At 56.9% G+C, this 11,517-nt stretch carries 10 protein-coding genes; 7 read left to right on the top strand and 3 right to left on the bottom strand.

Annotated elements, in window-relative coordinates; all coding sequences use genetic code 11:
- The first annotated feature begins 82 nt into the window (after positions 1 to 82).
- The 7 genes from Q0799_RS02145 to rpsT all read left to right on the top strand — a co-directional run bounded on the left by Q0799_RS02145 (position 83) and on the right by rpsT (position 6,555).
- Positions 83 to 3,403: a PilC/PilY family type IV pilus protein gene (locus tag Q0799_RS02145; RefSeq protein ID WP_298393698.1), complete on the top strand. Its 3,321-nt coding sequence runs from the start codon at positions 83 to 85 to the stop codon at positions 3,401 to 3,403.
- 9 nt (positions 3,404 to 3,412) lie between these two features.
- The gene (locus tag Q0799_RS02140) at positions 3,413 to 3,916 is read left to right on the top strand and encodes a GspH/FimT family pseudopilin (protein ID WP_298393696.1); all 504 of its coding nucleotides are present in this window, start codon (positions 3,413 to 3,415) and stop codon (positions 3,914 to 3,916) included.
- 11 nt (positions 3,917 to 3,927) lie between these two features.
- Positions 3,928 to 4,452 carry a type IV pilus modification protein PilV gene (gene pilV / locus Q0799_RS02135; RefSeq protein ID WP_298393694.1) on the top strand — a complete coding sequence of 175 codons (525 nt, stop codon included), beginning with the start codon at positions 3,928 to 3,930 and terminating at the stop codon, positions 4,450 to 4,452.
- A complete protein-coding gene (locus Q0799_RS02130; protein WP_298393692.1) occupies positions 4,449 to 5,249 on the top strand; it encodes a PilW family protein in 801 nt (266 codons plus the stop codon). Before pilV ends, Q0799_RS02130 begins: the two co-directional genes overlap by 4 nt.
- A 10-nt stretch (positions 5,250 to 5,259) precedes the next feature.
- The gene (locus Q0799_RS15165; protein WP_366940761.1) at positions 5,260 to 5,763 is read left to right on the top strand and encodes a PilX N-terminal domain-containing pilus assembly protein; all 504 of its coding nucleotides are present in this window, start codon (positions 5,260 to 5,262) and stop codon (positions 5,761 to 5,763) included.
- Positions 5,764 to 5,783: 20 nt separating this feature from the next.
- On the top strand, positions 5,784 to 6,170 hold the full coding sequence (locus Q0799_RS02125; RefSeq protein ID WP_298393690.1) for a type IV pilin protein: 387 nt from the start codon (positions 5,784 to 5,786) through the stop codon (positions 6,168 to 6,170).
- A 109-nt stretch (positions 6,171 to 6,279) separates the two neighbouring features.
- Positions 6,280 to 6,555: a 30S ribosomal protein S20 gene (gene rpsT, locus Q0799_RS02120; protein ID WP_028994691.1), complete on the top strand. Its 276-nt coding sequence runs from the start codon at positions 6,280 to 6,282 to the stop codon at positions 6,553 to 6,555.
- Positions 6,556 to 6,620: 65 nt separating this feature from the next.
- On the opposite strand, the gene Q0799_RS02115 is transcribed toward rpsT, so the two are convergent.
- The 3 genes from Q0799_RS02115 to Q0799_RS02105 form a co-directional block, all read right to left on the bottom strand.
- Positions 6,621 to 6,923: a DUF3579 domain-containing protein gene (locus tag Q0799_RS02115; protein ID WP_028994692.1), complete on the bottom strand. Its 303-nt coding sequence runs from the start codon at positions 6,921 to 6,923 to the stop codon at positions 6,621 to 6,623.
- A gap of 96 nt (positions 6,924 to 7,019) precedes the next feature.
- Positions 7,020 to 7,946 (bottom strand): response regulator transcription factor, encoded by a 927-nt coding sequence (locus Q0799_RS02110; protein ID WP_298393685.1) that lies wholly within the window; start codon positions 7,944 to 7,946, stop codon positions 7,020 to 7,022.
- Positions 7,933 to 11,313 carry an ATP-binding protein gene (locus tag Q0799_RS02105; protein WP_298393683.1) on the bottom strand — a complete coding sequence of 1,127 codons (3,381 nt, stop codon included), beginning with the start codon at positions 11,311 to 11,313 and terminating at the stop codon, positions 7,933 to 7,935. The genes Q0799_RS02110 and Q0799_RS02105 overlap by 14 nt, the downstream gene beginning before the upstream one ends.
- Between the last annotated feature and the right edge of the window lie 204 nt (positions 11,314 to 11,517).

Genomic DNA, 11,517 nt, shown 5'->3' with positions numbered 1-11,517 from the left:
TCATTAATCCGCTCGTCGGTTTAGCGGGGAATTTATCATCTTGTGAAGCTAAAGTACTCTCAGGACTTCTTGGAGTATAGCGATGCAAGCAAATTTTCGTCTCAAGACTCTCCGGGTAGCCTTGCTCATGGCTTTCCCCGCTATTTCAGTGTCTGCGGTTGCCTCTAGTCCTTATCCAGCACTGCCGCCTGCGATGTCTACTCAGGTTACGCCCAATATCGTCCTGTATATCGACACGTCGGGCAGTATGCTCCAAGATCAAAATAATAACTGGATGCAGACGAATCTCTGTAATTCGAATACAACTGCTTGGAATTCGTGCGTTGATAATAATACCAACGGTTATCGAACAGCGATCGATAGCGAAGTGTCGTCGCCTAATACAAAGATGAATATCGCAAAAAGGGTGGCGCGTAACCTGATTAATAACAATAGCCACCTTCGGTTCGGGGTTTTTTCCTTCCGGGATAATCTTACAACCATTGGCGGTTCTGAGCGGGGGCAGGCTGCGATCATGCGTAGCCCCGTTAGAGACGCATCAATCGCCACTGAAAGGCAGGCATTGATTGATGCTGTCAATGTGCTGCGAGGGCGGACTGCCACGCCACTAGCCGAGGGCTTGCTTGAGATTAGTCAGTACTATAGAGGCGGGCCGTCTCTCTATGGGTTGAGTTATGGATCCAGCAATCCTGGCTGGAATAATTCTACTAGTCGATACATCAGTCCGATACAGTATCGCTGTCAAAAGAATTTTGCAATTGTTATTACTGACGGTGATGCAACTGATGATCAGAATCTTCCCGGGACGGGGAGAGCCGGTGGGGATAATAATCCTGCGATTAGTTCTATTTCCTACACTGCTCGTAATAGTACGGGTGGGGCTGTGAATCGTTCATTTTCTGTATGCACTTCGTCTAGTGCAACTGCCGATGATGGTTATAACGTAACTTGCCCATCGACTTTTGAGTCTAATGGGAGTGCCCGTGTTTTTGGGGATAACAGTAACCGGCCTAGCGCTTTACGCGATGTCGCAATGTATTCGAATCGTGCAGATTTTCGTGTGGGTGGTACCGATCTAGATGGCAAGAGCTTTGATGATTCGATGTTTTCACTGCAAAACATTATTACTTACACAGTTGGTTTTGCCGTGGCTAATGAAGTGCTCCCCTCTGCGGCATTGGTCGGTGGGGGGAAATACTACAATGCTTCGAATGAGGAGCAATTGGCGACTTCCCTGAACAGCGCAATTGCCAGCATTGGCGACATGACTTCGAATGCTGGAGGGGTGGCGACCAGCGGTGATGTGCTTGCATCGGGTAACAAGGTATTTCAGCCGGTATTCAACCCTAAAGGTTGGTTTGGGGAGTTGCGTTGTTTTAATCTTCCGACAAGTCTGGGTGGCTCATCGTCTTTAGGGACGCCCTGCTCGCCTAATCCAAAGGCGGTGATTCCTGCGCCTAGTCAGCGTATTATATTGACTAACACGTTAACTTCTGCTGGTTCGAATACTGTTTTGTTGTTTAATACCGCGGCCAGGGATTCTCTTTCCACAGCACAGAAAAATGCACTGGGGAGTACCAATACGGAAAGAAATAACGTCATCAATTTTTTGAGAGGTGATGAAACCATAACTGGTTTCCGGCGTCGCCCAAATGGCCTCTTGGGTGACATCATCGGAGGAAAGCCTGTCACCGTTTCTGCGCCGTCTGGTTATTCAAACGATGCATCATACGGCACCTTCAAGTCTTCAAATGCCAATCGGCATATGGTATTCGTCGGTGCTAATGATGGCATGCTGCACGGTTTTAGTGTGGCCAACATGACTGAGTTTGTTGGCTATATCCCCTCTGCGGTCTATCCACGTCTGAAGGTGCTGAAAGAAGCGGATTACGGACAATCCGCGGCAGCACAGCACACATTTCACGTGAATGGTCAGTTGCGCCAGGCCGATATCAAGACCTCTGGTGGTTGGATGACTTTGCTCGTTGGTGGGCTCGCACAGGGTGGGCAGGGGTATTTTGCCCTTGACGTTACGAGCGAAACCCAGGCAAAACAAACCACCGCGGTCAAATGGGAGTGGACGGATGTTATTACCCAAGGCAAAGAATTAGGCTACACCTTTGGTGCTCCTCTGATCTACAACGTGCGTGCGAGTGGGACTACATCTGTGCCAGCGGTGATTTTTGCCAACGGTTACGACAATGACTTTGATGATTCTGCAACGGGTGGGCAAAAAAATGACGCTAAGAGTTCAGCTTTGTATATCGTCCGCGCGGATACTGGGGCGCTGATTCGAAAGATTACTCTTCCGACGGGAAGTCAAGGGTTGTCAGCGCCAGCGGGCGTTGACTTTGGGCAGGATGGTGTGCTCGATTATGTTTACGCTGGGGATATAAACGGGAATTTATGGCGATTTGATCTTACCTCCAGTACTCCCGCTGGGTTTAATCACACACCATCTCCGATCTTTGTGGCAAAAGATGCGGACAATAATCCTCAACCGATTACGCTACGTCCTGCTGTTCTCGGCGTGAATAAAAAATCTGATGGAACATCGCTCGGCAATTTGGTGATGTTTGGTACAGGTAAACTGTTGGTGGATTCGGATCGTAACGATACGAGGACTCAGAGTTTTTACGCAGTTCTCGACAATATGGCGGTTACACCTGGAACGATACAAAAAAATCAGCTTCTACAGCGCACCATCGTGGCGACAGCCACTGCTTCAGGGCAAGGAATGCGCTCAGGAACGTATCGAAAAATTTCAACCGAGGCACTGGATTTGAGATCTGATACCAATACGACGAAGGGTTGGTATCTCGATTTTCCGGATAGCACAGAGCGTTTGGTTAGCTCTCCCTTACTGCTCACTGACAAACTTCTTTTTGGAACGGGGGTTCCCGAAGCGGACGAGAAATGTGTTCCTGGTGGCAAGGGGTGGGTGATGGGGCTTAATCCTCTCACGGGCTCTGTTACTGCCAGTAGCACAGGTCGTGAGTATAGTTTCATCGATATCAAACTTGATGGCGCCTCAACCGAGGAAGATAAACTTGCTTTTTCTGGTGGGCGGGCCTTTGTTAGTGGTTATGCGACGGATGGGATTCCCACTGAATTAAGTTACGTTTCTGAATCAGCGAGAACTGTGGTGCCAGGAACGAGTGATACGGGACTGGGTGATTCAGGTTCAACAATCGCTATGCAGGAAGCTAACTCAATGGCTGTTTATACCGGGAATGGAGCGGATGGTACCGTTACAGGGAATCCGATCGCTCGTCCTGAGCAAAGTGGCAAAGGGCAGGTCATCCACTGTGTTCAAGGTCAGGCAGGCTGTACTCAGGATACTGGTTTGCCCGCTTCGTCCGGGGTTAGAGCGGAAACCACGCTTTGGCGGGAAATTAAGTAAGGAAAAAAAATGAAATTTTCCGGCCAGTTGCGAATGCAAGGATTTTCTCTGGTGGAAGTCATGGTCGCGAGCGCAGTGCTTGCGATCATCCTTCTCGTTGGCGTGCCCAGTATGCTTGAACTTAATCGGGATGCCCGTATGTCGGCTCAAGCGGATCAGATTCTCGGGTTGCTTGGTTTGGCTCGCATGGAAGCAATTAAGGAACGCAGAGATTTTCGTCTATGTCCAGCAACGACCCCAGATACCGCAACGGCTTGTTCAGCTAGTGCTAATGACTGGTCTAACGGCATTCTAGTGATGGATGGCACGACGGTTTTCCGCAGACTTTCTATTCCGGCGGGCATAACGATAAATTCGGCCGTAACCGAGGTTCGCTTTACTGGTACTTTGGGGAGTAGCACCGCTGCGGTCACCATGACCATTTGTGCTCAGGGGCGTCGGCAGCAACAGATCGGTGTAGCTCTTTCTGGAAGAGTGGCCAAGCGTGTGAACGCTTCGGTTACTTGTACTTAATGGGAGGGAGCATGAGACAGTATCAGAATGGCATGTCCTTGGTGGAGGTGATGGTAGCTGTTGCAGTTCTCGGTACTGGTTTGCTGGGGCTGGGTGCTCTGCAGGCGCGAGCTTTATCGATGGCTCAAAGTGCTCAGTATCGTAGTGTGGCCGCAGATCTTGCTCATGATCTTGCTGACCGCATTCGGGCTAATCGATCGCCGTTTATGGTTGTTGAGGGAGGAGGTTTGCATGCCAATTCGCTTCTTCCGCCAAATTTTGCAAATTGCTCCCAGAGTTCAGACAAGACTAGTGTTACTTGTTCTGCTCAAGCCTCTGGGCGGCAGACTTACAGAGTGCAAGCTGAAATGAATGAATGGAATGCGGCGTTGCGTGCACAGCTTCCAGAGGGGCGCTTCACCCTTCTGTCGGAGCCTGCTTCTAACGTCGCTGGCACGCCTGGTGCGGCAATGTTTCGCTATTCATTGACCATTACCTGGGCTGACAATCGTAATTCCACCAGTCCTGATTTTAGTTATGTGGCGGTGATCGAATGATTTTTGGTGATAACCGGCAGGCGGGCTTCACTCTGATCGAACTCATGGTGTCGATGCTGATAGCTTTAGTGGCTCTTGGGGCTGGGGGTACCCTCTACCTGAGTTCGAGTCAGTCCAATCGATTGTTGCAGATGCAGAACAGGCTAACCGAGGATGGGCGGTTTGCCATCCAGATGCTGCAGCGGATGGCGGCTCAGGCTGGGTACCGGGATAATCCAGGGGAGGCGCGAGGTTTGGGTAATCCGCATTTTGCGGCAACCTCTTCATCATCCTTCACTGTGGGGTTCAAGGCTGATGGAAGCAGTATGATTGGATGTGCGGGGGCTTTAGCGAACTCTGGGAATCAATCCATTGTCATATCTTTGAATGGCGCTTGTCTTCAGTGCCGGTCGTCTGGTAGTGCTGCGACTTGTCCTGCGCCAACAAACAATAACAATACGGTGGATTGGGTTGGGCCTTTTGCGGCAAATGGGGGTATGGGCAGTGAAGTTGTCGATTTTCAAGTTTTGTATGGAATCGATGAAGGGCCGAACCCTACATTGCAGGAGGTAAGTTGTGGCGGTGGTGTTAGGGACTGTGTGGCAGATAGATATGTTGCGAGTCTACCGTCCGGTGTTTCGGTAGACCAAGTTGTTGCGCTACAGATCTGCCTGGTTTTGCGTTCGGAAAATACCGAAGCTTCTTTGAGCAATAAGCCAGCTGTGACAAATTGCGCTGGAGCCTTAATTGCTAATTCAGCCACCGATCAAAGGCTTTACCGTACATTCCGGACTACGGCATTGCTGAGGAATTTCTGAGGTAACCACTATGGAAATGAATCGGCAAAGAGGGTTCGCACTAGTTTTCTCGATGATAGTGTTGGTGATTTTGACGGCGATTGTCGTGGGATCGGTAAAGACTACCACCTCAGTGGAGCGAGCAGCTGGTGCCTATATGGATCGCACAATGGCGTTTCAGGCAGCCGAGCAAGCCTTGTCCCAAGGTAAGACAAGATTGATGGAAAATGCAGATATATGCCTTGGCGGGTGTTCGTTTGCTTCCAGTGGGGCAGTGACAGCATCCACAACTCAAACGAATTTTGGTAGTGCTGGTGCTTGGTCGGGAGCAAATAAAATCACAGCACTGCTATCCTCAGGACAGCAGGGGGGCGCTGAATATGAGATTCTGCAGCTTTCCCCTAGCGCGTTGGCTAGCCCTGCATCGGGTGTCTCTCGTTCTGATTGTCGCCCTTACAGCGTTATGGGGCGGGGCGTTGGTATGGCGGGAGGTGTGGTTTTGTTGCAGACTGTGGTCTGGTTATGTCCAGTGTGAAGAATATTCGGGTAATCGACATGAGAAATAAGTGCTTTTCCAATCAAGGTTTCAGCCTTGTTGAGTTGATGGTGGTGGTAGCCATTATCGGTATTCTGATGTCTGTTGCCTTGCCTGCTTACAATAGCTATATTACCAAGGCTAGGCGAACGGATGCTCAGCGGGCGATGGTTGAGTATTCACATGTTCTTGAACGGTTTTATACGGCAAGTGGTCGTTATGCGACCACCGCTGGTGGTGGAACTTGCGGAGGTACAGCGCCGGCAAATCCTCAGTTGTACGCTCTCAGTTGTGCGGTTGTTGGAAATGTGTACACCATCACAGCGACGCCAAGCGGGGCTCAAGCAGCCGATGGCAATATGACGCTCAATAGCACAGGGGCAAGAACTCCCACTTCTAAGTGGTGATGGCTGCGCAAAGCTGCACTTCCCCCTGAAAACAATGATTTTTGTGTTGCAATTGGCTGATGGTGCGTTATAATCTTCGGCTTATTTCATCACCCATCTGGATTTATTCATGGCCAACAGCGCACAAGCCCGCAAGCGCGCACGTCAAGCTGACAAGCAGCGCGCCCACAACGCAAGCCTGCGTTCGACCCTGCGCACCGCGATCAAGCGTGTGCGCAAGGCGATCGTCGCCGGCGACAAAGCCGCCGCACAGCTGGTTTTCCAGCAGTCCGTCGCAGTGATCGACCGCATCGCCGACAAGAAGATCGTTCATAAGAACGCCGCTTCCCGTACCAAGAGCCGCCTGTCTTCGCAGATCAAGGCGCTGGGTGTTGCTGCTGCCTGAACGCACAGCACTCCATAAAAATTGGCGCCGTCTGGCGCCTTTTTTTTGTCCGTATTGCCGGGTAGTTACTTTTTCTTGTCTTCCAGCGAGCAGACGCCGTCAATGATCTGCAGGTCGTTGTCCTGGGCGAAATTGAGCATGAAACGGTAGGCCATCGGTTCGACTTCGCCCAGCCTGCCATCGACGAAGACCGCCTTGTCGCCGTTGAAATCGCCGGGGCCGACATAGGGGGAGTACTTCATCTTGCGTTCCGCGCCAAAAGCGGACATCACGCCACAGAGGCGTTCGGCCCAGTCGCTGGGGCGGAATTTCTTTCCTTCCTTGGTGACGCCGACAATGATGAATGTGGTCGATTCTTGTGTTGTCATTATGTACTCTGCGCTTATGGGTATGCGACCTTGCGTTTCGCTGCATTCTAGCAGAAGCGCTTGGTCTTACCATCATCGCCGCGTGTCTGTTCGGGCTTATTGGCCGCGCATTTTCCCCAATGCCAGGTTGGCTGCCGCCGTCCGCGTTTCCACTCCGAGTTTTTCGTAAATGTGCTCCAGGTGTTTGTTGACGGTGCGCGGGCTGCTGCCGAGGATGTCGCCGATGTCCTTGCTGGTCTTGCCCTGGACCACCCAGTAGAGCACTTCGGCTTCGCGCTGGGTGAGGCGGAAGGCGGCGATCAGGGATTCGACGGCGGAAGCATCGTTTTCCTCGCGCAGGACGACCAGCCATTCGTCGTCGCCGGTCTGGTCGTGGAAGGAAGCGAGCAGGCGCTTGTTGCCCTCGGCGATGAGCAGCGGCGCCGGTTCGCGCTGGTCGCGGCGGGCGGCGTTGGCGGCGGCAATCCAGGCGAGGAGTTCTTCCGGGGCGACGGTTTCCGGGTTGGCGAAGTAGGCGTTGAGCAGGTCGCGGGCCAGCGGCGTCTGCCAGACGATCTTGCTGTCGGCGGCGCGCACGGCGACGGTGGCCTGGCCGAAGGCGTCGAGCGCGCTGCGTGCCTGCTTCATCTGGCGGGCGTTCTGCATGTGCGCGGCGATGCGCGCCAGGACTTCGGCCGGGCGGATCGGCTTGGTCACGTAGTCGGCGCCGCCGGCGGCGAAGGCGGCGACGACGTGCTCGGTTTCGGTGAGGCCGGTCATGAAGACGATGGGAATTTGTTGCGTCGCGAAGTCGGCCTTCAGCCGGCGGGCGACTTCGAAGCCGTCGATGCCGGGCATCAGCGCGTCGAGCAGGATGACGTCGGGCAGGCTCTGGCGCGCCCGCTGCAGCGCCGATTCGCCGTTGGTGGCGACGAGCACGGTGTAGCCGGCCTCGTCGAGCGCGTCGTGCAGCAGCGAGAGGTTCTCGGGGATGTCGTCGACGATCAGGACGATGTCGGAGATGGCGCGGTCAACGGAGTTCATGGGCCGATTTTCGCAGGATTTCCTTCATCGCGTCGAACTGGAACTGGCGCGCCAGTTCGCGCAGGACGCGGACGAATTCGCCGTGGCGGGTGTCGAGCTTTTCGATCTCGGCGAGCTGGTTGAGGATGCCGCGCAGGTAGCCGAGGTTGATCGCTTCTTCCAGCGCGCTGACGTGCCCGGCGCCCGGGGCGACCAGCGGCAGCGGTTCGGCCGGTACCGGGGCGGGCGGCGGCGTGTCGGCGGTGACCCATTCGAGGTCGAGCTTTCGGCCCAGCCAGTCGAGCAGTTGATTGACCTTGAGCGGCTTGACGATGAAGTCCTCGGGGGCGATGCCGACATCGTTGTCCAGCCCCTTGTCGAAGGCGTTGGCCGAGAGGATGGCGATCTGCGCTTCGGTCAGGCGCTGCTGGCGGAGGCGGCGGATCGTTTCCCAGCCGTCGATGCCGGGCATGCCGAGGTCCATGAACACCAAGTGCGGCGCAAAACGCGGGATGACCTGCAGCGCCTCGTAGCCGCTGGCCGCCTGCTCGACGATGAAGCCGAGCGGTTCGAGCACGCTCTGCAGCATGTCGCGGTCGACCTTCTCGTTGTCGACGACCAGGATGCGCCGGCGCACGCCGACGTAGCCGATGCGGTTGAGCTTGGGCAGTTCGCGCGCCGCCTGCGCCGAATGCACCTGCGGCAGGAACAGTCGGATGCGGAACAGCGTGCCCTCGCCGGGCGTGCTCGACACCTGCAGCTCGCCGCCCATCAGGTCGGTCAGCATGCGGGCGATGGTCAGGCCGACGCCGCTGCCGCCGGCCTGCACCGTGCTGCCGCGGACGAAGGGCTCGAAAATGCGCTCCATGTCGGCGGCCGGGATGCCCGGGCCACTGTCACGGATTTCGAAAACAGCCATTTCGCGCCGGCATTCGACCGAGAACTCGACGCCGCCGCGCACGGTGAATTTCACCGCGTTGCCGAGGATGTTGATCAGGATCTGGCGCAGCCGCTTCTCGTCGGCGCGGACCACGGCGGGCAGTTCGCCGGCCGGCCGGTAGTTGAAGCTCAGCCCCTTGTTGCGCGCCTGCAGTTCGAACATGCCGACGATCTGCTGCATGAAGTCGGGGAAGTCCATCGCCTTGACCTCCAGCGTCAGCTTGCCGCCCTCGATGCGGGCGATGTCGAGTGTCCCCTCGATCACCGACAGCAGGTGGTCGCCCGACTTGCGGATGACGCTGACCGCTTGCCGGCGGTGCGGCGGCACGCTCTCGTCGGCATCGAGGATCTGCGCGTAGCCGAGGATGCTGTTCAAGGGCGTCCGCAGTTCGTGGCTGATCGCCGTGATGTAGCGGCTCTTCGCCTGGTTGGCGGCATCGGCCACCTGCTTGGCCTTCTGCAGCGCCTCGTCGGTGCGCTGGTGCGATTCGATTTCCTGCAGCAGCAACTGCGTCTGGCGGTTCGATTCCTCCTGGGCGACGCGCCGGCTTTCCTGGGTCAGCACCATCCACCAGGCGCCGACGCCGGAAAGCAGCAGCAGCGCGGCGAAGGTCTTGATGAAGCTGTCCTGCAGGGCGGCGGCCAGTTCGGGATGGCCGCCGCCGAGACTCAGCAGCTCATGCGTGTACAGCACGCCGAGGACCAGCGCCAGCACCGGCACGACGCCGGCCATCAGCAGCAGGTAATGGCCGAGGCCGGTTTCCAGATAGGGCAGGATCGGCGCCGGCAGCAGGCGGCGGAGCAGGGCGTGCCACTGCGCCGAAAGGCTGGCCTGCGGCTTGCACAAATCGTGGCAGCGGGCATCGAGCGAGCAGCACAGCGAGCAGATGGCGCCCTGGTAGGCCGGGCAGTGGGCCATGTCCTCGCTTTCGTACGCGCGTTCGCAGATCACGCATTGCTGGCTGCCCGGCTGCGCCCGGGCGGCCGGCCGGGCGAGGTAGTAGCGGCCGCCGGTCGCCCAGGCGATCAGAGGCGCGGCGACGAAGGCCGCGGCCAGCGCGACGAAGGGCGCGTAGGGCTGGACGGCGGCGCCGAGCAGTCCGGTGAAGGTGGCCACCGACAGCGCCGAGGCGATGGCCATGGCGCCGACGCCGACCGGGTTGATGTCGTACAGGTGGCTGCGCTTGAATTCGATGCCCTTGGGCGACAGGCCGAGCGGCTTGTTGATCACCAGATCGGCGACCACCGCCGCCATCCACGAGATGGCGATGTTGGAGTACAGCCCGAGCACCTGGCCGAGCGCCTGGAAGACATTGAGCTCCATCAGCAGCAGTGCGATCAGCGTGTTGAACACGACCCAGACGACGCGACCGGGATGGCTGTGCGTCAGCCGGGCGAAAAAATTGGACCAGGCCAGCGAGCCGGCGTAGGCGTTGGTGACGTTGATCTTCAGCTGCGAGACGATGACGAAAACCGTGGTCGCGGCGATGGCCAGCACGGTGTTGTCGAAGACGTGGGAGAAACCGATCAGGTACATCTGGTTGGGATCGACCGCCTTGTCGGCCGGCACCAGGTTGCGCAGCGCCAGCCAGGCGAGCAGGGCGCCGCCGAGCATCTTGAGGATGCCGGGGACGACCCAGCCCGGGCCGCCGACGATCACGCCGAACCACCAGCGGCCGCGGTTGGCGGCGGTCTTCTCGGGCATGAAGCGCAGGTAATCGACCTGTTCCCCCATCTGGGTCACCATGGCGATGCCGACGGTCAGTGCTGCACCAAAGAGGTGCGGGTTGAAGCTGCTGCCGTTGCCCTTTTCGCCGGCGTAGGCGAGCAGCCCGGCGAAGGCGTCGGGTTCTTCCATCAACACGAAGACATAGGGCAGGACCAGCAGGAAGATCCACACGGGTTGCGTCCACGCCTGGAAGCGACTGATCGCCGTGACCCCGTGGGTGACCATGGGGATCACCACCAGCGCGCAGACCAGGTAGCCCCAGGCCGGCGGCAGGCCGAAGGCGAGTTCCAGCGCGTAGGCCATGATCGCCGCTTCTAAGGCGAAGAAGATGAAGGTGAACGAGGCGTAGATCAGCGAGGTGATGGTCGAGCCGATGTAGCCGAAACCGGCGCCGCGCGTCAGCAGATCCATGTCCAGTCCGTGTTTGGCGGCGGTATGCGAGATTGGCAGGCCGATCAGGAAAATGATCAGCCCGGTTGCCAGGATCGCCCAGAAGGCGTTGATGAAGCCGGCATTGACCAGCATGGTCGCGCCGACCGCTTCGAGCACCAAGAAGGAGGCCGCGCCGAAGGCGGTGTTGGCGACGCGTAGCTCCGACCACTTGCGGAAGCTGCGCGGGGTGAAACGCAGCGCGTAGTCTTCGAGCGTCTCGTTGGCGACCCAGGTGTTGTAGTCGCGGCGGATCTTGATGATGCGTTGGGCGGGGGAGCTGGAATTCATGCACCAGATTGAAGCAGGTTTTGTGCCGTGGGAAATCCGCTCGTGCACTTGGCGACTTGTTGGTGCAGGATTAGTTTGTATTCTGGCGCAGGACGAAATACATTTGTCGTAAGCGTGGCGGTCGCCAAGGCGTCTTGTCCGCAAACGACAATTTCGAGATTGGAGCACAATTGCCCGTTCCCTTGTCCTGCACCGGAGCATCAT

Source organism: uncultured Azonexus sp., assembly GCF_937982035.1.
Classification (GTDB): domain Bacteria; phylum Pseudomonadota; class Gammaproteobacteria; order Burkholderiales; family Rhodocyclaceae; genus Azonexus.
This window is presented reverse-complemented; position numbering and strand designations above follow the sequence as displayed.

Bases quoted from the DNA above. Each gene is read 5' to 3' on its own strand.
- Q0799_RS02145 (WP_298393698.1), top strand. From the start codon at position 83: ATGCAAGCAAATTTTCGTCTCAAGACTCTCCGGGTAGCCTTGCTCATG.
- Q0799_RS02140 (WP_298393696.1), top strand. From the start codon at position 3,413: ATGAAATTTTCCGGCCAGTTGCGAATGCAAGGATTTTCTCTGGTGGAA.
- pilV (WP_298393694.1), top strand. From the start codon at position 3,928: ATGAGACAGTATCAGAATGGCATGTCCTTGGTGGAGGTGATGGTAGCT.
- Q0799_RS02130 (WP_298393692.1), top strand. From the start codon at position 4,449: ATGATTTTTGGTGATAACCGGCAGGCGGGCTTCACTCTGATCGAACTC.
- Q0799_RS15165 (WP_366940761.1), top strand. From the start codon at position 5,260: ATGGAAATGAATCGGCAAAGAGGGTTCGCACTAGTTTTCTCGATGATA.
- Q0799_RS02125 (WP_298393690.1), top strand. From the start codon at position 5,784: ATGAGAAATAAGTGCTTTTCCAATCAAGGTTTCAGCCTTGTTGAGTTG.
- rpsT (WP_028994691.1), top strand. From the start codon at position 6,280: ATGGCCAACAGCGCACAAGCCCGCAAGCGCGCACGTCAAGCTGACAAG.
- Q0799_RS02115 (WP_028994692.1), bottom strand. From the start codon at position 6,923: ATGACAACACAAGAATCGACCACATTCATCATTGTCGGCGTCACCAAG.
- Q0799_RS02110 (WP_298393685.1), bottom strand. From the start codon at position 7,946: ATGAACTCCGTTGACCGCGCCATCTCCGACATCGTCCTGATCGTCGAC.
- Q0799_RS02105 (WP_298393683.1), bottom strand. From the start codon at position 11,313: ATGAATTCCAGCTCCCCCGCCCAACGCATCATCAAGATCCGCCGCGAC.